Source organism: Changchengzhania lutea (genome assembly GCF_006974145.1).
GTDB lineage: Bacteria > Bacteroidota > Bacteroidia > Flavobacteriales > Flavobacteriaceae > Changchengzhania > Changchengzhania lutea.
The window spans coordinates 2,462,966-2,488,140 of sequence record NZ_CP039456.1; the positions used below are offsets into that span (position 1 = coordinate 2,462,966).

Annotated in this window: 20 protein-coding genes and 1 tRNA gene; 12 read left to right on the forward strand and 9 right to left on the reverse strand. The window is 35.7% G+C overall.

Features of this window, described 5'->3' with window-relative positions:
• Position 1 precedes the first annotated feature (1 nt).
• From FAF07_RS11065 to FAF07_RS11085, 5 genes are all read right to left on the reverse strand, one after another.
• Positions 2–814, reverse strand: coding sequence for a purine-nucleoside phosphorylase (locus FAF07_RS11065; RefSeq protein ID WP_142785169.1), 813 nt, complete (start codon positions 812–814; stop codon positions 2–4).
• Positions 807–1,436: a TIGR04282 family arsenosugar biosynthesis glycosyltransferase gene (locus FAF07_RS11070; protein WP_221930752.1), complete on the reverse strand. Its 630-nt coding sequence runs from the start codon at positions 1,434–1,436 to the stop codon at positions 807–809. Before FAF07_RS11070 ends, FAF07_RS11065 begins: the two co-directional genes overlap by 8 nt.
• Positions 1,429–1,923, reverse strand: a complete 495-nt coding sequence (locus tag FAF07_RS11075; RefSeq protein WP_142785171.1) for a rhodanese-like domain-containing protein — start codon at positions 1,921–1,923, stop codon at positions 1,429–1,431. The genes FAF07_RS11070 and FAF07_RS11075 overlap by 8 nt, the downstream gene beginning before the upstream one ends.
• A 2-nt stretch (positions 1,924–1,925) precedes the next feature.
• Positions 1,926–2,981: an arsenosugar biosynthesis radical SAM (seleno)protein ArsS gene (gene arsS / locus FAF07_RS11080; protein WP_142785172.1), complete on the reverse strand. Its 1,056-nt coding sequence runs from the start codon at positions 2,979–2,981 to the stop codon at positions 1,926–1,928.
• A gap of 140 nt (positions 2,982–3,121) precedes the next feature.
• A complete protein-coding gene (locus FAF07_RS11085; protein ID WP_142785173.1) occupies positions 3,122–3,457 on the reverse strand; it encodes an arsenosugar biosynthesis-associated peroxidase-like protein in 336 nt (111 codons plus the stop codon).
• A gap of 105 nt (positions 3,458–3,562) precedes the next feature.
• Between FAF07_RS11085 and FAF07_RS11090 the strand changes: the two genes are divergently transcribed.
• Positions 3,563–4,804 carry a cation:proton antiporter gene (locus tag FAF07_RS11090; protein WP_142785174.1) on the forward strand — a complete coding sequence of 414 codons (1,242 nt, stop codon included), beginning with the start codon at positions 3,563–3,565 and terminating at the stop codon, positions 4,802–4,804.
• Positions 4,805–5,101: 297 nt separating this feature from the next.
• On the opposite strand, the gene FAF07_RS11095 is transcribed toward FAF07_RS11090, so the two are convergent.
• A tRNA-Phe gene (locus FAF07_RS11095) sits at positions 5,102–5,174 on the reverse strand.
• Between the two features lie 184 nt (positions 5,175–5,358).
• On the opposite strand from FAF07_RS11095, the gene FAF07_RS11100 reads away from it, so the two are divergent.
• From FAF07_RS11100 to FAF07_RS11130, 7 genes are all read left to right on the forward strand, one after another.
• Positions 5,359–6,087: a type III pantothenate kinase gene (locus FAF07_RS11100; RefSeq protein WP_142785175.1), complete on the forward strand. Its 729-nt coding sequence runs from the start codon at positions 5,359–5,361 to the stop codon at positions 6,085–6,087.
• Positions 6,087–7,412 (forward strand): outer membrane protein transport protein, encoded by a 1,326-nt coding sequence (locus FAF07_RS11105; RefSeq protein ID WP_142785176.1) that lies wholly within the window; start codon positions 6,087–6,089, stop codon positions 7,410–7,412. The genes FAF07_RS11100 and FAF07_RS11105 overlap by 1 nt, the downstream gene beginning before the upstream one ends.
• Before the next feature lie 19 nt (positions 7,413–7,431).
• Positions 7,432–8,814, forward strand: a complete 1,383-nt coding sequence (locus FAF07_RS11110) for a tetratricopeptide repeat protein (protein WP_142785177.1) — start codon at positions 7,432–7,434, stop codon at positions 8,812–8,814.
• Positions 8,815–9,369 (forward strand): LPS export ABC transporter periplasmic protein LptC, encoded by a 555-nt coding sequence (lptC, locus tag FAF07_RS11115; RefSeq protein ID WP_142785178.1) that lies wholly within the window; start codon positions 8,815–8,817, stop codon positions 9,367–9,369.
• Positions 9,370–9,967: 598 nt separating this feature from the next.
• Complete coding sequence (locus tag FAF07_RS11120; protein WP_142785179.1) at positions 9,968–10,162, forward strand: hypothetical protein; 195 nt, start codon at positions 9,968–9,970, stop codon at positions 10,160–10,162.
• The gene (locus FAF07_RS11125) at positions 10,163–11,452 is read left to right on the forward strand and encodes a hemolysin family protein (RefSeq protein ID WP_142785180.1); all 1,290 of its coding nucleotides are present in this window, start codon (positions 10,163–10,165) and stop codon (positions 11,450–11,452) included. It abuts the gene before it with no gap.
• Positions 11,453–11,630: 178 nt separating this feature from the next.
• Positions 11,631–13,760 carry a SurA N-terminal domain-containing protein gene (locus FAF07_RS11130; protein ID WP_142785181.1) on the forward strand — a complete coding sequence of 710 codons (2,130 nt, stop codon included), beginning with the start codon at positions 11,631–11,633 and terminating at the stop codon, positions 13,758–13,760.
• A 169-nt stretch (positions 13,761–13,929) separates the two neighbouring features.
• Here FAF07_RS11130 and FAF07_RS11135 read toward each other — a convergent pair whose 3' ends face one another.
• Together FAF07_RS11135 and FAF07_RS11140 are read right to left on the reverse strand one after the other, a co-directional pair.
• Positions 13,930–14,838 carry a GYDIA family GHMP kinase gene (locus FAF07_RS11135; protein WP_142785182.1) on the reverse strand — a complete coding sequence of 303 codons (909 nt, stop codon included), beginning with the start codon at positions 14,836–14,838 and terminating at the stop codon, positions 13,930–13,932.
• A 153-nt stretch (positions 14,839–14,991) separates the two neighbouring features.
• Entirely contained in the window at positions 14,992–16,320 is a 1,329-nt protein-coding gene (locus FAF07_RS11140) for a hydroxymethylglutaryl-CoA reductase, degradative (RefSeq protein WP_142785183.1), read from the reverse strand.
• Positions 16,321–16,467: 147 nt separating this feature from the next.
• Between FAF07_RS11140 and FAF07_RS11145 the strand changes: the two genes are divergently transcribed.
• From FAF07_RS11145 to FAF07_RS11160, 4 genes are all read left to right on the forward strand, one after another.
• On the forward strand, positions 16,468–18,711 hold the full coding sequence (locus FAF07_RS11145) for a S9 family peptidase (protein WP_142785184.1): 2,244 nt from the start codon (positions 16,468–16,470) through the stop codon (positions 18,709–18,711).
• Between the two features lie 15 nt (positions 18,712–18,726).
• The gene (locus tag FAF07_RS11150; protein ID WP_142785185.1) at positions 18,727–20,283 is read left to right on the forward strand and encodes a peptide MFS transporter; all 1,557 of its coding nucleotides are present in this window, start codon (positions 18,727–18,729) and stop codon (positions 20,281–20,283) included.
• Between the two features lie 10 nt (positions 20,284–20,293).
• Positions 20,294–22,036, forward strand: coding sequence for a peptide MFS transporter (locus FAF07_RS11155; protein WP_142785186.1), 1,743 nt, complete (start codon positions 20,294–20,296; stop codon positions 22,034–22,036).
• A gap of 88 nt (positions 22,037–22,124) precedes the next feature.
• Entirely contained in the window at positions 22,125–22,673 is a 549-nt protein-coding gene (locus FAF07_RS11160; RefSeq protein WP_142785187.1) for a thioredoxin family protein, read from the forward strand.
• Positions 22,674–22,682: 9 nt separating this feature from the next.
• Here the strand turns inward: FAF07_RS11160 and FAF07_RS11165 are convergent, their stop codons facing one another.
• Complete coding sequence (locus FAF07_RS11165; RefSeq protein WP_142785188.1) at positions 22,683–24,722, reverse strand: ComEC/Rec2 family competence protein; 2,040 nt, start codon at positions 24,720–24,722, stop codon at positions 22,683–22,685.
• Positions 24,723–25,175 lie beyond the last annotated feature (453 nt).

Below are 25,175 nucleotides of genomic sequence, written 5' to 3' on the forward strand. Positions count from 1 at the left end.
ATTATAAGGTCTTAATCAATGCTTTAAATAGGGTAATCATGTTTGGCTCTGCTTTTGAAGCCATGGCAATAATTTCTGAAATATCTACAGGTTTTAAATCGTCTGGATCACATTCATCGGTCAAAACTGAAACCGCTGCAGCTTTTAAATTTAAATGCTTGGCGACAATAATCTCAGGGACCGTGCTCATGCCTACAGCATCAGCGCCAAGGGTTTTCAACATGCGATATTCTGCGCGTGTTTCTAATTGTGGTCCTACTACAGAGGCATAAACGCCTTTATGCAAGGTGATGTTGTGTGCTTTGGCGATGCTTTCAAACTTTGAATTAATTTCTAAGTCGTAAGGCGCACTCATATCTGTAAAACGTTCACCCAATGCCGACACGCCTTTAAAGGCTAATGGTGAGCCACCTTGTAGATTAATGTGGTCATCAATCAACATGAGCTCCCCTTTTTTGTAATCGAGATTAATGGCACCGGCCGCATTGGAAACCAATAAGGTTTTAATGCCTAATTTTTCCATAATTCGCACGGGGAAGGTGACATCTTGCAATGAATACCCTTCGTAAACATGGAACCTGCCTTGCATGACCACTACTTTTTTTCCAGCTAAATTGCCATAGATAAGTTTGCCTTTATGAAACTCAACCGTGGCTGTTGGGAAGTTAGGGATGTGATTGTAACTCGCTTCAACAAGGACTTCAATGGCATCAATAAGTTGTCCTAATCCTGTGCCTAAAATGATGCCTACTTCTGGATCATCAAAGCCTTTGCTTTGTAAATATGCTGTACTTTCTGTAATCTGTTTAATCATGGAATTGTTTTAGTTTTTTCTGTAATTCAGGATTCAATTTATAAAACGCTGAAGTTACTAAATCCTCATACGTATCTATATCATTGAGTGTTTCTAATAGGGCATAATCCATATTGTTTTTTACTAATTCTTTTAGGGTTACCTGTAATAACTGTGGCTGGCTCCACGGTTTATTATCAAATACCAAATCGTTCATTTTAGAAAGCCCTATAAGGTAATAACCACCATCTTCTGCAGGACCAAAAACAAGGTCTTTAGTTTTCAGGACTTCAAGTCCGTTGATAATATGTTTGCTGGTAATATCTGGTAAATCGGAGCCAATTAAAACAATACGCTCATAACCCTCTTCAAAGCCTTTTTTAAAAGCATTCCTCATGCGCTCTCCCAAATTTTCACCTTCTTGAACAGCCTTGTAATCGTTTTTCCATTTGTTTTCGATGATGGCATCAGAGAAATAAATCCGCTTATCTGTTGTTGTACTTTTAGTAGCACCTTCGGTTATTTTTACAAGTTCCTTATATACTTCAAAAGCGCCTTGATTGCCTATGGTCTTTGCCAGTCGCGTTTTCACCTTGCCCAGTTTTATGTTTTTTACAAAAATAATGATGAGTTCTTTAGTCATAAACCTTGATGCCATTTGTGAGCCATTTGCTCCATTCCTTTGAAAATGTATGAACGGTGTCCGTTTCCTTTTCTTCAGCATTATAAACGGGTAAATCATTATTTTTCCACTCAAAAATACCACCGAATAAATTATAAACATTGTTATAGCCTACTTTTTTAAGGCTATCTGCAATAGATTCAGAACGCACTCCAACGGAGCAATACACCACAATTTTTGATTCTTTGTTTGGAATTGTTTTCTGAACACTATCTATTTTAAAATGGGTATAACCTACATGAATCGCATTTTTTAAATGACTCGTTTTATATTCTTTTTGTTCTCTAGAGTCCATTAGGATAACAGGTTCTTTTCCAGTTTTTAAATCTTCAACAGAAATGTATGGGATACTTTCATCATTATACACTTTTAAAAGCTTAGACAGGGTTTTTTGTGAAAACCCTGAAGACGAAAATCCAATAAAAAGGAATACTATTAGCTTTTTCATAGTTACGCGACCACACCTTGACAGCTACTTCCTGCACCTGCTGTGCAACCATAGCAATGTTGGGAAATAACGATGTTTCTACCCTCTAATAGTGCTTCGTTATATTCTGAAATATGTTTTGCTTTACTGTTAACGGGCAGTTCTAGCATCTGATTGAAATCACAATCAAACAAACACCCATCCCAACTAATAGACAGGGTATTGGTGCACATCACCTTGGCAACCGCCGTGGGATTGTAGGCTTCTACTAGCGAGTACATGTAATCCTCATAATTTTCTGAAGCAATTAAATAGTCTAAAAAACGTGAAATAGGCAGATTGGTGATGGCGAATAAATTATGAAATTCAATATCAAAATCGGCTTTGAGCGCTTTTTTAAAATCTTTTTCCATAGAAGCCTGATCGCCAGGTAAAAATGCGCCGGACGGGTTATAGACCAAATCTAAGCGCAAGTTGCTTTCTGGCATCCCGTAACCCACCGCATTCAATTCCTGTAATGCTTTTATCGATTTATCAAAAACACCATCACCGCGTTGTTTATCCGTTTTTCCACGGGTCCAGTGTGGCATCGAACTTACCACATGGATGTTATGTTTTTTAAAGAATTCGGGCAAATCGTAATATTTTTTGTTGGCCCTAATGATGGTAAGGTTAGACCGCACAATAAAATCCTTAATACCCGCCTTGGCAGCTTCTTCGACAAACCATCTAAAATCCGGATTCATTTCTGGGGCGCCACCTGTTAAATCCAATGTGTGCGCCTCTGTTTTTTTTATGACTGCTAAACATTGTTGCATGGTGTCGCGTGTCATAATTTCCTTTCGGTCTGGACCAGCATCTACATGGCAGTGCTCACAAACCTGATTACACATGTAACCCACGTTTATTTGTAAAATCTCTAATTTTTTTGCTTTAAGCGGAAATTGATTGGACTCAGAAATTTTATTTTTGAATGTTGGTAATTCGCCATCTTGAAAAATCCCATTAGAAAGAATTTCAAGTTGTCTGTTGCTATTTGCTAAATCGCTTTCGCGCTTATGAAGGGACTTTGTTACCATTTATTGGTTTTATCTTAATTAGTGTTATGGTGAAAAATTAGAGTTGGATTTTGCGTTAGGGATTGAACGGTGTGTTTGAGCTCGCCGACGGTAGGAGGCAGCGAGTAGTGAAAGCCCGACCCTTGGGGAACGCCCAAATATTACATGTCCAACTTATTCACTTTATTCATCATTTGGACCCCGTGCACTAAAGTGGCACCACTTTTAATGGCGGCACCAACGTGTAGTGCTTCCATCATTTCCTCTTTGGTAATCCCGCGTTGCAAACCGTCCTTGGTATAGGCATCAATGCAATAGGGGCACTGCTCGGTATGTGATACGGCCAGTGCAATGAGTGATTTTTCTCTAGCTGTAAGGGCGCCATCTTCAAAAACCTTTCCGTAGTATTCAAAAAATGCATCTCCCAACTCCTGATTCCATTCACTAATTTTACCAAACTTCTTTAAATCGGCAGGGTCGTAATATGTTTTTTGCATGAAGTTTTATTTTTAGCTAATATAAAATGTATTTATGTAAAGTCGAAGAGAATATAATTACTTAACAAAAGAAGTCTACTTTTGTGTATAATTTGAAACATTTTTATGGATTACTTTAATATCATTACCATTCTTGTCTTATTGGCTGCTGCTTTCGGATATATTAATGTACGCTTTTTAAAACTGCCAAATACTATTGGTTTAATGTTTATTACTATAGTTTTTACTTTAGTGATATTTGTGATTAGCTATTTTGACTCGACCCTATTGGATGCCGAGCGCTATATTATCACTCAAATAGATTTTAAAGCGGTATTATTGGACATCATGCTAAGCTTTTTACTTTTTGCAGGGGCTTTGCATACCAATTTTCAGCAATTAAAGGTACAGCGATGGCCCGTGTTGGTGTTTTCTACTTTTGGAGTATTAGTGTCTACTTTTTTAGTTGGGGTGAGTGTTTATTTTTTATTACAGCTTTTAGGCCTACAAGTCGATTTTATTTATTGCTTGTTGTTTGGGGCATTAATATCTCCCACTGATCCTATTGCTGTTTTGGGGATTTTAAAGAAAGCGGGTGTTCCAAAAAAACTGGAAGCTAAAATTGTTGGCGAATCCTTATTTAACGATGGTGTTGGTGTGGTGGTTTTTTTGACCATTTTTCAAATAGCGCTTTTGGGAACGGGTGAAGTTGAGACTTTTGATGTGTTTAAATTATTTGGTCAAGAGGTGATAGGCGGTATTTTACTTGGAGGGATTTTGGGTTGGATAACCTATAGATTAATGAAGTCTATTAATGATTATGATATTGAAGTTATTATAACGTTGGCAGCAGTTATGGGCGGCACCTTATTGGCGCACCATTGGCATTTGTCTGCGCCCTTGGCTATGGTTACCGCTGGTTTGATAGTCGGAAATGATACCGTTAGAAATGCATCTATGAGTGAGATTACAGAGACCTATGTTGATAAATTTTGGGAGCTTATAGATATTCTCCTCAATACCATATTATTTGTTTTGATAGGTATGGAGATGTTGGTACTCACCTTTAAAATGGATTATATTATTGCGGGGCTTATTGCCATTCCTATAATTTTAATTTGTCGATATCTGTCTTTATTATTACCAATAAATATCTTTAAAAAGAAATTGGATTTTGTACCCAAAACAAACTTAATCATGACTTGGGGAGGTTTACGAGGCGGAATTTCCATTGCTTTGGCTTTGGGTTTGACCGACGCCATGCAGCGTGATTTGTTTTTGGTCATTACCTATGTGGTGGTGGTGTTTTCCATATTGGTACAAGGACTTACTGTCGAGGGCTTGGTAAAACGGTTTAAAGAGGACTAGTGGTCTTGCAAAATACTTTAAGTTTATATTACTCATTATTAAAAAGTTTTGAAAGTTAGCTATTGTTGGGATCTTTAACTGTAATGTCTTTTTGATGATCGTTTTAAGACTTCAGTAACTAAGAGTGATGTAGTGCTAGCGTTTTTTGTTTTTATTGGACACCTGTTTCCATTCCATAATCTATGTATGGAAGTATGTGTACTCGACTGCAATGTTCCGATTATGTTTTATTTTGACTTACACATAAACAAAAAACTCACAACTTTCTAATAATTAGATTGTTATGAGTTTTTAAAGTGGTACCTCCAGGAATCGAACCAGGGACACATGGATTTTCAGTCCATTGCTCTACCAACTGAGCTAAGGTACCTCGCCAAAGCGGATGCAAATATATATTCAATTTTATTATTTGCCAAAGGAAAATGCTAAAAAAAAGCATGAATGAAGCCTTTGTGTTTCAATAATACAGATATAACTAAATATCAAGCATTTATTATAAAGAGTTTAACAAAATTATAATTATTCCTTTTTAAATTTACACTTTTAAGAAAAATATGAATTTAATAATTGATGTTGGAAATACCTTTGTAAAACTGGCCGTTTTTAAGGAATCCGACTTAGTGTATAAGGACACTGTTCTAATAGACGATATTCGTGATAGGGTAGATGCTCTCAATACCAAGTTTCCCGCTATTACTAACGCTATTATTTCATCGGTAGGTAGATTGGGAGACACTGATTATGATTTTATTGCATTCCATTTTAAAGTACTTGTACTAAATAGCAACACAAAATTGCCATTTAAAAATGGCTACTCAACCCCAACAACCTTAGGAAACGATAGATTGGCATTGGTTGCTGCAGCAGTGCATCAATATCCAAATAAACATGTGCTCGTCATTGATGCTGGTACATGCATTACTTACGATTTTATTACAATAAATGCCGATTATCTGGGTGGCGCCATAAGTCCGGGGATAAAAATGCGCTATGAATCGTTACATAATTTAACGGCGAACTTACCGTTATTAGAAGCAGCTGTACCGCATGATATTATCGGGAATTCAACAAATCAATCCATACATTCCGGTGTCGTGTATGGTGTTTTAAAGGAAATTGAGGGCGTTAAAGAAGCATATCATCAAAAATATTCAGATTTAACAGTTATTTTAACAGGAGGGGATGCTAATTTCTTGTCTAAACAATTAAAAAGTAGCATATTTGCCAACTCTAATTTTCTTTTAGAAGGTCTAAACTTTATTTTACAATTTAATTCAAACTAATGATAAAAAAACTTGTATTAGTTTTTATAGTGCTTTTCACAATCCAGTCTTACGCACAGGAAAGTACAGCCTCTCCGTATTCCTTTTACGGGATAGGAAGTCTAAAATTTAAAGGTACCGTGGAAAATAGAAGTATGGGAGGTTTAAGTATCTATACGGATAGTATTCATGTGAATTTACGTAACCCTGCCTCTTATGCTGGAAATAATTTAGCCGCTTTTAATGGTGAAACCAGACCAGTGAAGTTCGCAGTTGGTGGTTCGTATTCTAGTATAACGTTAAAAAGCACTACTGGTAGTGATGATGCATCATCTACCACGTTTGATTATTTAGCATTATCTGTTCCTGTTGGAAAATTTGGTTTTGGGTTCGGTTTATTACCTTACACGTCCGTAGGTTATAAACTGGAATCTCTTAATGAGGATGATGCCATTGAAAACAGATTTAGGGGCGAAGGTGGTGTTAATAAAGCTTTTTTCGGATTGGGATATCAAATTTCTGAAAAGTTTAGCGTTGGTATAGACGTTAATTATAACTTTGGTAATATTCAAAATAGCACTATCGAATATAATTTTGATAATGATGGAAACCCACTTCAATTCCAATCTCGTGAAAATAATAGATCCGACTTAAGTGGTTTAAATATTAACTTAGGCCTTTCCTATAAAACCATGTTAAATGAAAATTTAGAATTGGTTTCAGGTTTGACGTATACACCTGAGAGTAATTTAAGTTCTGAAAATGAACGTTCTTTTTCAACTATCACAATCAGTTCTTCCACAGGGCAAGAATTTGTAAGTAATACTGTTGAAGTTGATCTTGATGCATTGGATTTAAAAGAGACGGATTTAATTTTACCGTCTAAATTTTCTATAGGAGCAGGAATTGGTAAACCTAGAAAGTGGTTTGTTGGTGTCGAATATGCTTCTCAAAGAACTAGTAATTTCTCAAATCCTCTATATGTCTTTAGTGATGAAGATGGAAATCCAATAAATAAATACGAAAATGCATCCTCATTCTCACTAGGTGGTTTTTACATCCCGCAGTACGATGCATTTAGGGGTTATTTAAAACGGGTTGTATATAGAGCCGGTTTACACTACGAAAAAACAGGTTTAAATATAAAAAATGAGTCGATAAACGAGTTTGGCATATCTTTTGGATTAGGATTACCAGTTGGAACCTTTTTCTCTAATGCTAATTTAGGTTTTGAAATAGGAAAACGCGGAACGACAAACAGCAATTTGATAGAAGAGAATTTTATTAATTTCCAATTAAGTTTATCTTTGAACGATAAATGGTTCCAAAAAAGGAAATATGACTAACAGCATAACATTTAAAATTATGAAAACGAAAATTACATTAGTACTAGCATTATTATTTATAGGCATAGGTGCAGCTTTTGCACAACAGAATGAAGAATGCATGACCAAGCTATCTATTTTTCATGAATACGTTAAGGCAAAAAACTACGACGCAGCTTATCAACCTTGGATGGATGTAAGAGAAGCGTGTCCTAAATTTAATACCGCTATCTATGTAGATGGTGAGAAAATTTTAGATGATAAAATTGAGAAGGCAACTGGCGCTGAAAAAGTTAATTATATAAACGACTTATTAAAACTTTGGAAGGAAAGAGAGGCTAATTTTGCGAGTAAAACAGATAAGGGCGAATATGCCGCCAAAGCATGTCAGTTAATGTACGATCATAGAGAGGCTTTAAATAAAACAGATGAAGAGTTATATGAATGTTTTGATGCCGCTTACAAATTGGACAAGGCGACTTTTACAAACCCTAAGAGTTTATATACCTATTTCTCTTTAATGGTAGATTTATATGATGCCGGTAAAAAACCTGCAAAAGATTTATTTAATAAATATGATGACGTTTTTGAAAAAGTTGAAGACGAGGTGAGAAACTACTCTGAAAACTTAAATAAGCTTATTGAAAAAGAAGAAGCTGGAACGGAGTTAACAAAAAAGGATGGCAAATATAAAAACTACTACGAAAGTTATTTAAAAGCTTACGATCAGATTTCTGGAAGTATCGACAGCAAATTAGGTGAACGCGCAAACTGTGAAAACTTAATTCCGCTTTACACTAAAGATTTTGAAGCGAATAAAACTAATGCCCTTTGGTTACAAAGAGCAGCTGGCAAAATGTCTGAAAAGGAATGTACAGATGATCCATTATTCTTTAAATTAGTAAATGCATATCACGAAATCAGTCCGTCGGCGAATTCAGCTTACTATTTAGGGATACTTAAAGACAAGGAAGGTAAATCTAACGAAGCCATTAAGTTTTATGAGCAAGCTATTAGTTTACAAACTGATAAGTTTAAAAAATCCAAACTCTACAATAGAGTTGGTTTAAAGCTGAAAGCAAAAGGCAACTATGGAAAAGCTAGAAGTTATTTTAGACAAGCTTTAGCCTTGAACCCTTCAAATGGTCGTCCATATTTATCAATTGCAGGCATGTATGCTTCAAGTGCAAACAGCTGTGGAGACACAAACTTTAATAAACGTGCGGTATTTTGGTTAGCTGCAGATGAGGCAAGAAAGGCTGCTCGTGTAGATCCAACATTAAGTGGGGCAGCATCACAAACGGTAGCGAACTACATGGCGAAAGCCCCAAGTAAAGCGGATATTTTTAGTGCAGGTAATTCTGGACAAAGTATAAGTATTGGTTGCTGGATAGGAGCTTCGGTTACGGTTCCAAAAATCTAAATGAAACATAAGATTACATATTATATACTAAACATAGTCACAGTAATTACTGTGACTATGTTTTTTTCATGTAAAGACAATTTTAGAGATGTTCAAAAACTAGGTATTTCAGAAAACGAACCTATTGGCGTTGCGGAAAATATAAATTTAAAATATACAGATTCCGGTAGGGTAAAGGCCGTTTTATTAAGTACTAAAATGCTCGATTATTCTAATAGGGATTTTCCTTTTAATGAATTTGTAAATGGCGTAACACTGGATTTGTTTGATGAAAACAATGAGAAAAGTGTTATTGTGGCAGATTATGCCATCGTGTACAATAAAACGAATTTGATCGATATGAAAGGGCATGTAAAAATTTCAACTAAAGACAATGACACCCTATTTGCCGAACAACTCTATTACGATCGAAATAAAGAGTGGTTATTTACCAACAAACCTGTAAGTTTTAAAAGAGGGCTTGACTTAATATACGGAAATGGATTCGATTCCAATTCCAATTTCACCAATGCAGAGGTTTTAGAAGTCAATGGTACAATTACTGTTGATGAATAAAGCCAATTCTTAAAAAAGGAGAAGAAGCGGATGTTAAAGAAGCCAACCCATAATTTGTTATAGAATCATTATTGTCCGATAAAAGAATTAAGACCGCTGCGCTGCTAGAACATACCTGCCTGCCGGCAGGCAGGGAATCAAGACGTGGTTTTAACTAATTGATAATCATCGTATAATACATTTATCATTTCAGAAAGGATATAATTTTTTATTTTTTTTTAATTAAAACCCGAAGCATTCCTACTACTTGGAGTTCCGACAGTGGTCGGAATCAGCGATTTTCAGAAATAATGAGCTAAGGGCAAAGTAAGAACAGTTCAATTTAGGATTGAATACGTAAACGTCTTTAAAAACTAAAATTGATCATGTATTGGCGAATGGTGCGCAGCAATTTCCCTATAAATCGTTTTGATTTTTTGGTTCTTTAGCATCAAGGCAAAAGAACAAAGAAAATAATTATGTGAGGCAAAATACAAAATTTCGATTTTTGGCTCCAAGCCAAAATGAAACCAGTGAGAACACCCCTATGTCTTGCCTCGGGTATAGTCGGTTTCAAGAAATTTTTTAATTATCTTTGCGTCAAACTTAAGTTTCTTTTATGAAATACTCTAACATTTTTGTTTACGCCTATTTAGCATTTGCTATTTTATTTCTATATGACGGTATTGCAAAATATTTAAATGAAGGCACCATAGCATACCCTTCTTTTTTATTGGCAGCTTTAGCTGTTTTTATGTTCTTCTTTAGACGAAAGTTTAGAAATAAATATAAAAATAAAGACAACTCAAATTAAATGAGCATTTATGTTATTATAATAATTACTTCATTACTACTTTCTGCTTTTTTTTCAGGCATGGAGATCGCTTATGTGTCGTCCAATAAAATACACATTGAAATTGAAAAAAAGCAAGACGGCATACTGGCTAAAGTATTAAGTAAACTCACTGCAAGACCATCAAAATTCATTACCACGATGCTTATTGGAAACAATATTGCCTTGGTGCTCTATGGGTTTTTTATGGGTGATGTATTGGTTAATTGGTTTGCATCTATGTTGCCAACGTCATCAACGCTATTGAATTATTTATTTAATGATTTAAGCTTATTGACCCAAACCGTAATTTCTACTCTCGTTATATTAATAACTGCGGAATTTTTGCCAAAAGTGTTTTTTCAGATATATTCAAACTCATTAATGAAATTGCTCGCTATTCCAGCGTATATTTTTTATGTGCTTTTTACATTTATCTCAGATTTTGTCATCTGGATTTCAGATTTTGTGTTGCGAACATTTTTTAAAACGGAAGGCGATCAAATTCAATTGGCATTTACCAAATTGGAATTAGGCAACTACATTAGTGAGCAAATGGAGTCGGTTGAAGCGAATGAAGAAGTAGATACTGAAATACAGATTTTTCAAAATGCCTTGGAATTTTCCGAAGTTAAAGCGCGGGAGGTCATGGTGCCCAGAACCGAAATAATAGCTGTGGAAATTAAAGCCTCTATTAAATCGCTCAATGCGCTATTCACAGAATCGGGTTGCACTAAAATCTTGGTCTATAAAGATACTATTGATGATATTTTAGGCTACGTACATTCTTTCGAATTATTTAAAAAGCCAAAAAACATAAAGGCGATGTTGTTGCCTGTAGAATTCGTGCCAGAAACGGTACTTATAAAAGATGTGCTTAATGTGCTTATAAAAAAGCATAAGAGTATTGCGGTTGTCTTAGATGAATACGGTGGCACTTCGGGTATTATGACGGTGGAAGATATTGTTGAGGAATTATTTGGTGAAATTGAAGATGAACATGACACCGTTGTATTAATAGAGGAGCAATTTGATGATGATCATTTCAAATTTTCAGCGCGCATTGAAGTCGACTATTTAAACGAAGTATATAAATTAAATTTGCCTGAAAGTGAAAACTACGAAACACTTGGAGGTTTAATAGTAAACCATACAGAAGAGATTCCAGCTAAGAATGAAATTGTAAAAATGGATGCGTTTCAATTTACAATTTTAGAAGTGTCTAACACTAAAATAGACATGGTAGAACTCAAATTACTACAAGAAGAGTAAGGGTAATATTATTTAAGATAATTTATGCTGCGTTCTCCTTTTATTATTAAAAGGAAAATGGTATTTTCGCGCACGATATTTTGGTCAAATAGCAGCCTATAAAACGCTTATTTTTCTGATTAATATCTAATTAACCAGTAAAATTCCGCTGATGGGATTTTTAAAATTTAAATGACACATGGCAGTTTTAAATAAAATTAGACAACGCTCACTATTCTTAATCTTAATAATAGCCCTAGCGTTATTTTCTTTTGTATTAGCAGATTTATTTAAAAACAGTGATGCGCTTACTGCAAAATCACAAAATATAGTTGCTACCATAAATGGTAAAGATATCACCAGAGAAGACTTTTTGCAAAAAGTTGAAGCCGCTCAAAGACAAGCAGGACCAACGGCTACCAATTCGCAAGTAATGAATAGGGTTTGGGAGCAGGAAGTTAGAGAAGCTGTTATGGGGACTCAATTTGAAGAATTGGGGATTAGTGTTGAAAAGGACCAAATGAGAGATTTGCTTAAAACAGCGTTGGCAACAAGTCCAGAATTTTTAAACGAAGCTGGTCTTTTTGATGAAGGGAAACTAAACGAATATATAGCCAACTTAAAAGAAACATCTCCTGCAGGATATGAAGGTTGGGTGAATTATGAAAAGTCATTAGCATCTAACGCACTACAACAAAACTATTTCAATTTAGTAAAAGCTGGTTTAACAGGGACATTGGCCGAAGGAGAATGGGCACATAAACTAGAAGGGAATAAAGTAGATATAAAATATGTGCAAATTCCTTACGCCTCTATTCCAGATAGTACGGTTAAAGTAGCAAAATCGGATATTTCAAAATACATTAATGCCCATAAAAAGCAATATGAAGTTGAAGCCTCTAGAGATATCAAATATGTGGAGTTTAAAGAAGTGCCTAGTGTTGAAGATGAAGATGCCATGAAAGCTGAAATGAACACTTATGTAAATGGACGTTTTGTTGATGGGACAGGAAGAAAGGATACAATTGCAGCTTTTTCAAAAGTCAAGAATAATGAAGATTATATCAATTCAATTGCGGAATCTGACATAAAATTCGATGTACGTTTTGTGTTTAAATCAGGTTTGCCAACTGCTTTTGCAGACAGCATTTATAATCTAAATGTTGGTGAGGTTTATGGACCATATAAGGACAATGGGTTTTTTAAAGTATCTAAGGTTATCGCTGTAAAGCAAATACCTGATTCTGCTAAAGTAAGACACATTTTAATTCCTTTTGTTGGAGCAAGAAGTGCTACGCCGGACATTACACAAACAGATGCCCAAGCCAAAGCGACTGCAGATAGTTTGTTAACGGTTTTAAAAGCAGATCGCTCTAAGTTTCCAGAGTTTGTAACAACCTATTCTTCAGATCAAGGTAGTGTTCAGAATGAAGGGCGCTACGACTGGCATCCATATAATTCGATGGTACCAGAATTCAATGATTTTGAATTTGAAGGTAAAACAGGCGATTTAGGTGTGGTTAAAACCATATTTGGATACCATATCATCGAAATTGAAGGTCAGAAAGATAAAAAGAAAGCCGTTCAAGTAGGAACTATTGCTAGAAAAATAGAGCCATCTGAAGCCTCGGTAGATAAAATTTTTAGAGATGCCTCTAATTTTGAAATTAGTGTGGCAGATAAAGATTTTGAAACTGTAGCAAAAGAGAGTAAGTATGTAGTAAGACCTGTAAATGGTATCAAAGCTTTAGATGAAAATATACCAGGTGTAGGCAATCAAAGACCTATCGTGCGTTGGGCATTCGAGGATGGCGCAGAAGTTGGTGACATCAAGCGTTTCAATATTCCTAACGGATACGTGATTGCGCAATTGGTAGCAAAACACCAAGAAGGCTTAATGTCTGTTGAAGATGCTACTGCAAGCGCTTTACCAGCTATTCGTAAAGAAAAGAAAGCGGAGATGATTAGAGACCGTGTATCGGCTACTACGTTAGAAGATTTAGCTGCCACTGAAAACACATCGATAAAGACAGCCTCTGCAATCAACATGAAAAATCCAACATTATCTGGCGCAGGAAGAGAGCCTATGGTTATTGGTGCTGCCTTTGGTTTAAATGAAGGAGAAACATCTAAATTAATTGATGGTGCGAACGGCGTTTATATGATTCAAGTCACAAAGGTAACTCCAGCAGTTGAGTTAGATAATTATCAAGCTGCTGCCAACAGGGTAGAGCAACAAAAAACAAGTGTGGTTAATACCAAGTTGTACAATGCTTTAAAAGAAGCGGCCGATATTGAGGATAACAGAGCAAAAACCCAAGTGCAATAAGCTTAAAAATCATATTGAATAAAAAGAGGCTATCTGAAAAGGCAATTTTATTCGTCATTACGAGAAATTTTAATTTCGAAGTAATCTGTTAATCAATAACTTAAATTCAACAGATTGCTTCTCCCGAATACTCGGGATCGCAATGACGGTCTTTTAAGACAGTCTCTTTTTATTTAATCATAGTCGTGTAAGGAATGACAGTTTCATAGCCTTTATTCAAAAAATAGTCCGTAGGATTATGGATGGCAGTTGCCAAAACAAAATCGCCACCCCAAGCACCAAGGCTTTTAATACTTCCAGGGAAGTCCTTAAATAATATTTCCTTTACAGGGATCTGCTTTGTTATTCTAGAAATGATATGCTCATGAGCAATAATGAGTAATTCAAATTCAGCCAGAGTTTTACAACCAATCATATTGGAAGTAATATTACTAATTTCTGAAATAACTTGACTATGTTTAGCACTGTTTTCTCGATACATCGCAATACCCTTTCGACTATTCTGTTTCTTATTTAAATAAACGAAATAAAGCTGCGCTTTAAAATCTGGATTGAAATCAACAGGGCTGATTATAGGTGTGTTTTTATCCAACTGATAGGTGATTGGTGTGTTGTGTTGTGCACAAGCAATATCATAACCGCTACCGCCAAAGGTCATCTCTAAGAGTTTATAAGCATCTACTTGAGCCCACTGCGCAATATTGTTAATTAATGTAGAGGATGTGCCAAGGCCCCAATGGGTTGGGAATTCTAAATGTGTGGTGACCTTAAATCCGCCATTACTTTTAATAAAATTGGGATTGAGTGATTTTGCAGCGTTAAAAATTTGAACCAATCTTTTAGACCTGTCGTCATGTTGAACGCGACTCAGCATCCTAGCATTAGTCCAGTCAAATGCACCCTCAAACCAAATATTGCTGTTTTCATCTAAACTCTTCCAAATTAGTTTAGGTTCGTTTATCGTTTCAACTTCCAAGGATTGCCCATATTTAGTTGGTATGGCAAGGGATAGCGCACCATCAAGAACCACATATTCACCTGTAATCAATAATTTCCCGTTGCTTTTAAAGGTTTCCATGTTCATGTTTAAAAATCAGAAAATTATAGGTTTAAAAAATGTAATCTGTACTTTATAATGTATTTTTATTATATAGTCAATAGTCAATAGTCAATAGTCAATAGTCAATAGTCAATAGTCAATAGTCAATAGTCAATAGTCAATAGTCAAGACCTATTTCTCAATTGTCAATCGTAAATTCTGCAACGCTTCCACCACAGCACTATGCGTGACGGTATGATTTTTAAAGTGCGTGGTTAGGGCCATTTTTTCAGAATCATTGGCTTTAAACTGGTTTAATATATTCATTAAATGCATTTTCATATGACCTTGCTGAATTCCTGTTGTGGTCAATGATCGTAAGGCAGCAAAATTTTGAGCTAATCCAGCAACGGCAACCACTTGCATGAGTTCTTTGGCGTTTGGTTTATGTAGTAATTCTAAAGACAGTTTAACCAAAGGATGTAAACCGGTAAGTCCGCCAACGGTTCCTAGAGCTAAAGGAATCTCCATCCAAAAGGTAAAAATTCCGTTTTCAACCTTAGCGTGTGTTAAACTACGGTATTGTCCATCTTTTGAGGCATAGGCATGAACACCAGCTTCAACGGCTCTAAAATCATTCCCTGTGGCCAAAACCACTGCGTCAATACCATTCATGATGCCTTTATTATGTGTTACGGCACGATAGGGTTCAACCTCTGCAATACGAACCGCTTGAATGAAGGTGTCTGCAAAGTCTATACCCGAAACAGAAGGGTCTTCAGACAGTATTTCCACGGGGCAGCTCACTTCGGCACGCACCAAACAATCAGGAACATAATTGGACAAGATACTCATCACAATCTCTATAGGATGGTCCAGTGAGGAAAAACCATCATAATGTTCGGCTTCGGCTTTAAACGTTTTTGCAAATTGCTCTAGGCATGAATTAATAAAGTTGGCGCCCATGGCGTCTAAAGTTTCAAACGATGCGTGGAGTTGGTGATAGCCTTTAATATCTTGTGTTTTATTGCGGAGTTCAATATCTATAATACCGCCGCCACGGGCTTCCATATTTTTAGTAATGCCCTGCGTATCTTTTATAAGTTTTGATTTTACATTTTGAAAAAAGGCATTTAGTATTTCAAAATCGCCGTAGTACATAAAATGCACCTGCCCAATTTTGGTGGTAGAGATAACTTTTGTTTTAAATCCGCCTCTATCTAACCAGAATTTTGCAGCTTTACTGGCCGCAGCCACTACAGAACTTTCCTCTATGGCCATCGGGATGGTGTAATGCCTATCATTAATTAAAAAATTAGGGGCCACACCAAGTGGTAAGTAATAATTGGAAATTGTATTTTCTATAAATTCATCATGGAGTTGTTGCAGCTTTAAATCGTCATTCCAATATTGCTTTAAAATGCGTTTGGCATCCTCAGCATTAGAAAAATAACTGTTCACAATCCAATCTATCTTTTTTGATTTTGAAAGTTTAGAAAAGCCTGAAATCGATTTACCCATAAAATTGTAATTTTCAATGCAAAGATAATACTCTTCCTATGAATATTGAATTTGCTTTTTAATACGGGCATTTAACTGTTAATATTACAGGTTTTTTGCAGAATTTTTAGTAAACTTGACAACATTTTGTGAATTAAACATTTTTAAATGAAATACCCTAAATTATTACCTTGTGTTTGCCTTTTCTTAACGACTTTATTACCAGCACAAACCAAGGAAATTTCCCTAGATGATATTTGGAATGGCACCTATAGAACAGAGCGTATGGATGTTTTACATTCCATGGCTAACGGACAGCAATATTCTGTTTTAAATTTTGATAGAACTGCACGTTCTACTTCCATAGATATTTATGATTATAAAACCTTGAATAAGGTAAAAACCTTGGTGGATTCTAAAGACCTTGAAAATCTTGAATATTTCTCAGACTATAGTTTTAGTAAAAACGAAGACAAACTTATCTTGGCAACTAATGAAACGTCTATTTATAGAAGATCCTCATTAGGAAACTATTATGTTTATGATATCAAGACCAAATTACTTTCATCGATAGCCGAAGAAAAAATACAGGAACCTACATTTTCCCCAGATGCTACTAAAGTAGCCTACGGCTTAGATAATAATATTTTTATAAAAAATTTAAAATCTGGAGAAGCCACTCAAATCACATTTGATGGCGAAAAAAACAAAATCATTAATGGTATTGCCGATTGGGTCTACGAAGAAGAATTCTCGATAGTTCGTGCGTTCGAATGGAATAGTAACGGTGACAAAATAGCATTTATCCGTTTTGATGAAACCGAAGTGCCAGAATTCTCCATGGATGTATATGGAGAAGGACTTTATCAAACGCAGCAAGTCTTTAAATATCCAAAAGCAGGTGAGCCAAATGCTTTGGTGTCCCTTCATATCTACGATTTAAAAACAAACAAGACGGAGTCCGTAAAGGTAAATAAAGATTATAATGATTTCTATATTCCTAGAATCAAATGGACAAATAATCCAGAGGTTTTAAGTGCGCAATACATGAATAGACATCAAAACGAACTTGATTTGTGGATGATAAATGCCGAAGAAAACAGCTCTAAATTAGTATTAGCTGAAACGGATAAAGCTTATGTAGATGTGACTGATAATCTAACCTTTTTAAAGGATAATAGTTTTATTTGGACCAGTGAAAAAGATGGCTTTAACCATATTTATCATTATTCCAAAAAGGGGGAGTTAATCAATCAGGTTACAAAAGGAAATTGGGAAGTCACCAATTATTACGGTTACGATGATAAGACCAATAAAATCTTTTATCAATCTGTTGAAAACGGTTCGATTAACAGAGACGTGTATGCGATTAAATTAAACGGAAGAAATAAAACGCGATTGACAAAAAATGAAGGCACCAACGGGGCATCATTTAGTAAAGACTTCTCTTATTTTATTAATACGTTTTCTAGCGCCACAACACCACCAGAATACACATTGAACAGTGCTGAAAGTGGAGATGTAATTAAGAGCATTAAAGATAATGATGTCTTAGTGCAGAAACTTTCAGATTATAAAACTTCCAAAAAAGAATTTAGTACCATCCATATTAATGGAAATGATTTAAATATGTGGATGATAAAGCCAGCAGATTTTGATGCATCTAAGGCATATCCACTATTTATGTTTCAATATTCAGGTCCAGGCTCACAACAGGTGGCAAACAGATGGAATAGCGCTAACGATTATTGGCATCAGCATTTGGCACAACAAGGCTATATTATTGCCTGTGTAGATGGACGTGGTACCGGCTTAAAAGGCGCTGATTTTAAAAAAGTGACTCAAAATGAATTAGGGAAATATGAAGTTGAGGATCAAATTGAAGCTGCAAAAGCCTTAGGGGAATTACCATATATTGATGCCAGCAGAATAGGAATTTGGGGTTGGAGTTACGGAGGTTTTATGAGTAGTAATGCCTTGTTTAAAGGTAATGATGTCTTTAAAATGGCTATTGCCGTGGCTCCTGTAACAAGCTGGCGCTTTTATGATAGTATCTACACAGAACGGTATATGACTACTCCGCAGGAAAACGCGAGTGGTTATGATGAGAATTCACCGCTCAGTCATGTTGATAAACTGAAAGGCGATTTTCTGTTGGTTCATGGATCAGCAGATGATAATGTGCACCTGCAAAATACGATGCGTTTAGTTGAAGCATTAATTCAAGCTGATAAGCCATTTGATTGGGCCGTTTATCCAGATGACAATCACGGTATTTACGGTGGAAACACCAGACTACATCTTTATAAAAAAATGACTAATTTCATTCACGAAAATTTAGGCGACAAGATTGATAATACCCCAGAGGGCGAGAAGGAAGACATAAACATAAAAGAATCACTAGACAACTAACTAACAATTATTTATATGGCAGCTACGGCATTGAAACCACATCAAAGAGAACTTTTTGGACAACCTATTGGCTTGTACATTTTATTTTTAACCGAGATGTGGGAGCGCTTCTCATACTATGGTATGCGCGCCTTATTGGTGCTTTATATGACAGCATCAACATTGGGTGATGACGATAGGGGTGCTGGATTGGGCTGGACCAGTAAAGAGGCTTTAGCGCTTTATGGCTGGTATACCATGTTGGTTTACGTCATGTCCATTCCAGGGGGTATGATTGCCGATAAATTGATTGGTCAAAAAAAAGCTGTTCTACTCGGTGCTATTATATTGTGTGTTGGTCATGGTGTCTTGGTATTGACCGATATTTGGGCATTTTATGCCGGTTTAGGTCTGGTAATTACAGGGGTAGGCTTATTAAAGCCCAACATTTCCACAATGGTTGGTGGCTTATACAAACAAGGCGATATTAGACGTGATAAAGGCTTTAGTATTTTTTACATCGGTATTAATCTAGGATCCTTATTAGCCACTATGATTGTAGGAGGCGTAGTTGCCAAATGGGGCTGGCACGCCGGTTTTGGTCTTGCAGGTATTGTGATGGTCTTAGGATTGATCAATTACGTTTTAGGTCAGAAATACTTAACACAGGTTGGGAATTTTGTTTCAGATAAAAACGACCCTAATGAAGTGTCTTACGGCAAACTTTACAGCAAGTTATTCAGTTCCCCAAGGCAATTATTGTATGCAGGCATATTATTGTTAGGAACTGTTATTGGTTGGTATTATATGGATTGGGGTTATGGTTTATTGTTTTTATTTTTAACAGCTATCGCATCCCTTTTAATGATGATTTATAAAGAATTGGATTCTCAAGTATTTAAAGATCGATTTATGGTATTGTTATTATCATTTATTATGGTCATTATTTTTTGGGGCGCCTTCGAACAGGCTGGTGGACTAATGAATTTATATACCGATACTAAAACCAATAGAATGTTGCTCGGTTGGGAAATTCCAACGGTGATGTTCCAAAGTTTAAATGCTGGATTTATTATCCTGTTTGCAACACTTGTGGCTAGTATTTGGGCAAAACGAAAGTTAAAAGGCAAAGAAGCGTCGTCATTATTTAAAATGGCATTGGGTATCATCATCATGGGCTTTGGCTTTTTGTTTATGGTGTTTGCCGCCATGGAATTCGAAAAATCAGGTTCATCTAGCATGATTTGGCTCGTTTTGGCTTACTTCTTTCATACCATTGGAGAACTTTGTATTTCACCGGTAGCGCTATCATTTATAACTAAATTGGCCCCAGTAAAATATGCTTCTTTAATGATGGGTGTTTATTTTGCAGCCACTGGTTTAGGTAATAAAGTGGCAGGAATTGTTGGGGAATCTGCCTCAGATTATGGTGAGTATGCGGTGTTTTCAGGAATCTTAATATTCACGGTCATTATAGGGTCATTATTTATCCTTATTCTAAAACCTCTTAAGCGATTAACGCATGGCGCTGAAGATAAAGAACGTATGATGCACTCTGATGAAGCAGAAGGCTTTGAACTAGCAGATAACTAAACTAAACACTATGTCAGCAAACACTACCGATCAGTTTTTTAAACACAATGTCTTAGGACATCCAGCAGGATTATTCGTTTTATTTTTTACAGAAATGTGGGAGCGATTTTCATACTATGGTATGCGTGCCTTGTTAGTATTATTTCTTACTGCATCCCTCTTAGATGAAGGTTGGGGTTGGCCTCGTGAACATGCCATGGCGCTATTTGGTTCCTACGTTGGTTTGGTCTATTTGTCAACCATGATGGGTGGCTATTTTGCCGACAAAGTGATTGGCTATAGATGGGCAGTAGTTGTTGGCGCACTATTGATGACCATGGGGCATGCCTCTATGGCTGTCGAAACACAATGGTCTATTTATTTAGGTTTAGGTTTACTTGTTATAGGTAATGGATTCTTTAAACCAAACATGACCTCTATTGTTTCTGAAATGTATAAAGATAGGCCAGAGAAGAAAGATGGTGCCTACACTATTTTTTATATGGGTGTAAACGCAGGTGCTTTTTTAGGGATTCTACTTTGTGGTTATTTAGGTGAAAAAGTAGGCTGGAGCCTAGGTTTTGGACTAGCGGGAATATTTATGTTTTTTGGACTTGTACAGTTTTGGTTAGCACAAAATATTTTTGGAAATATTGGCTTAAAGCCAAAAAAGAATGATGCCAATTCTATTGAAGCTCAAGATAATGATAAGCGCGTACCGTTTACACCTTGGCAATTAGGACTCATAATCTTAATGGTACTATTGGGGCTAATGTGGATTTTAAATGCCCCCGCAACCACTATAACAGAAGGAAGAGTTAACGTCTTTTCATTTTTAGGACCTAACGGAAATAACATTGCTATCCTAATGGCTTTAGGTCTATTTCTTATTCTACTGTTTTATAGATTTACACAGTACTCAAAAATTACCAGGGAAAAATTAATGGCAGTTTCATTCTTTGCTTTACTATCGGTATTCTTTTGGGCTATTTTTGAGCAGTCGCCAGGTACATTGACGATTTTTGCAAATGATTATACAGATAGAACACTAGACGGTACTTCTGCCAATGTGTTTAGAATAGTCAATGCCGCCATGACCATTATACCTTTGGGAATTATAACATGGGTGTTATTTTTATTATTTAAGCAAACTTTCGGTCTTTATAAATGGTCTAACTTAATTTTGAGTTTGAGTTTTTTAATTGTGTGGGCCATTGCTATTTGGATGCTCTTAAATCAACTGAAGGAGGAAGATTTGGAAGTGCCTGCTTCTTGGTTTAGTGTATTGAATTCATTGTTTATCATTACGCTCGCTCCGCTATTTTCAAAATGGTGGGAGAGCAAATACAATCCTTCTGCCAATATGAAATATGGTATAGGTATGTTTTTATTAGGCTTAGGAATGGCTTGCGTTGCCTTTGGAGCCGGTGGTATAGAACCAGGAGCCAAAACAGCATCAGTGAGCATGATTTGGTTAATTCTTGTTTACCTATTTCATACCATGGGAGAACTTTGTATTTCACCTGTTGGATTATCATATGTTAGTAAATTAGTGCCAGCTAGAATGATTGCATTTATGTTCGGGGTATGGTATTTGGCTATAGCGATTGGTATGAAAGGAGCCGGAGTTTTTGGTGAGAACGTGGATAAAATAGCCAATGAGAATGGGATAAGTTACTTTTTCTGGATATTAACAGCTATTTCAATAATTGTAGCTGTATTTTCCGTGGTGATGTCGCGAATAGTTAAAAAACTAATGCACGGTGTCCGTTAATCGAAAAATTATCTTAAAATTTTAAAAAATGTTCCTGTCTAGGAGCGTTTTTTGTAAGTTCGGAATAGCTTTTGCAACAAATCAACTTATGAAAAAGATAACAGTTATTTTAATATTAATGCTCCTGAGCACTATTAATGGTGTAGCACAGGAAATCAATTGGGTCTCTTTAGAAGAGGCGTTAGAACTTCAAAAGAAATCTCCTAAGAAAATAATGATGGATGTTTATACCAATTGGTGTGGTCCCTGCAAACTTCTTGATAGAAACACGTTTCAAAATAAAGATGTTGCTAATTATGTGAATACCCATTATTATGCTGTAAAATTCAATGGGGAAGGCAATGAGAGCTTTACTTATAAAGATAATGTGTTCTCAAATCCCAACTATAATCCAGCGAAGGCAAATAGAAGAAATTCGGCACATCAATTTGCAAGTTATTTAAGGGTAAATGCCTATCCTACTATTATTTTCTTTGATGAGAAAGGAGACGTGATTGTGCCTTTACCAGGTTATAGAACACCACCACAATTAGAACTTTATTTGAAAATGTTTAAAAACGACGAACATACGTCTATTGATTCACAGGAGAAATTTAATGCCTATTCCGAAAGTTTTGTACCTGAATTTAAAAGTTAACTTTAGACGCTAATAAGTAATAATGAAAGCGCCCTTTTTACTGGTTTGGTGAAAAGGGCGTTTTCTTTTTTCACATATCTCCGCCCATTGTTTTACATACGATTTATAGTTACTGCCATCTGCAATAATATATTTTGGTTTAATTGAATCAATTAATCTGTTTAAATTAATCTTCGGAGATGCTCTTAATAAGACGTAATCCGGATGGAAGGAGTTCACCTTGTACGCCCCTAGACTATCAATTACCAATAGGGTTTTATTGCCTACAGCATACACCGTTTTTAGGGAACCCTCTTTTATGTCTTTAATATCATTCCCTACTGCATAATCATTTATAATGTTGTTCTTCATTTTAGAGAGACTATCTGAATTTGAGGCGATGCTTAAAGTCTTTCCTTTTTGATGGCCAATCAGACTATATCTGCTTTTATGAAACACAATAAAGGCGTCCGATGTACTTTCATGGGTATTGTAAATAAGGGCGATTTGAGCAATAATAATGGCGACTAGTAATATTTTCAGATTGCGGTAATTATAGGTTTTCAATAATTTAATGGAGCTTACTATAATCAGGTATGACACCATCACATATAATAAGTTAAACGCAATGTCCTTAAATAAAAAGGATTCTTGTTTGGACACCCACCCAACAAACCAATTCATGCCACCTATAACAGTTCCAAAAACATCTGCTAGTATATGAGGTAATAGGTTTAAAACAGCCAATAAGATAACTAAAACCCCAACTCCTAACACAACACCCAAAAAAGGAATGATGACCAAATTAGAGATAAAAAACAAACCGGGAAATTGATGAAAATAATAAAGTGCTACAGGAATAATACCGAATTGCGCAGAAACCGTTATGGTGAGGGTGTGCCAAAATTTATCGACAATATAAGGCTTCGGTTTCCAAAGTTTGTACAGCATGGGGTCTATGGTCACAATGGCAAAAACAGCCAGATAGCTTAACTGAAAACCAACATCAAAAAGAAACAGCGGTTTAAAAAGTAAAATAACAAACATGGAGATGGCCAAGGTGTTGAAAATATTGGTAGGGCGCTTTAAATTTATAGCAATGGCCACTATACTGAACATGGTCACCGCTCTGGTTACAGATCCTGATAATCCAGCAATTAAGGCAAAACTCCACAAGAAGCTAACCAGCAAAACCATTTTAATGAGTTTCCCCCTTTTAAGCCGTTCGATAGGTTTTAGAACAATACTTAAAATTAATAAAATGATCCCAACATGTAGCCCAGAAACCGCTAAGATATGTATGGCACCGGCGTTGGTATAGCTTGTATAAATGTCTTTGCTAATGTCTTGCCGCTGCCCTAAAAGCAGTGCATTGATTATAGCAAGTTCATCTGGTTTAAAATGATAGGGTTCCAATTTCTTATTGATATGTTCTCGAACTTCATGGGCTATTCCAAATACCGTATGCACTTGAGAATCTAATAGTAATAGAGATTCATTGGCTATAAAAAGCTGATGATAGATGTACTTCTTTTTTAAATATTCTTTATAACTGAACTGATTGGGATTTAATGGATTTATTAAATTTTTAAAAGTGCTTCTCGTGACATAAACAGCATCAACTTTTAGATTGGCGTTTAAAGAATCATGGGTCACATTTAATAATGATTTCCCTCTAACTTTTTCTTTGTTAATGGAAAGAATATCAACCACATGCTTATCATAGAACTGACCAGGTTTTAAAACTTCCCTGATTCTAAAGGTGATCGTATTTGCTGAATCTGTAATCTGTTCAGCATATTGCGTGTAATGGTTCGAAAAATTTTTCTGATTATGGAATTGCGTCGTCAGCACGCCAATATTAATCATCATTAAAAAGGAGGCTATTCCAAACCATATGGTTTTGGTAAATCGCTTTTTAGCGCTGAGGTAGAAAACAAATAAAACGATAAAACCCGAAGAAGTAGAATAAAGTACGTCTCTGATTGATGGACTAAAATAATGCCCTATAACAATGCCAATTACAAGACAAAAGGTGAGTTTTATTATAGTGAAATTGAGAAGCTTCATGAAGCTGTAAGATAAAAAATAATACCATTTCTTGTTTGAAATTACTGTAAAAGAAAATGATGATTTTTTGCTTTTTAAAAAATAGAAAAACAAAGCATAGCCATGGTTATGGTTTAATTGAACTCATCTTGACTTTTTCTATTTCCTAAAAAACGGCTATAATTTATCCATATTTCGTTATTTTTTTTATTCGTAGCGATGCTATGCCTTTCAAAAAGTATCTCATCTGTACAAATTTTATCTCGTTTTCGGTTAAAAACAAAAGTCAAGATGAGTTCATTTTATGTGTGTGCCCAGCATGGGCATCTTTTATTTACGGAAAGGTAAATAATTAATCTAGAGGGTGCAAGTCCCTTATGTACAGGAGTAACGTCTTGAAGCATTAGTAAGTCGCAAGGGTGAAAACCGTGAGGTTCTATCTGAAGGAAGCGGAACTACAAAACTCGGTACTGA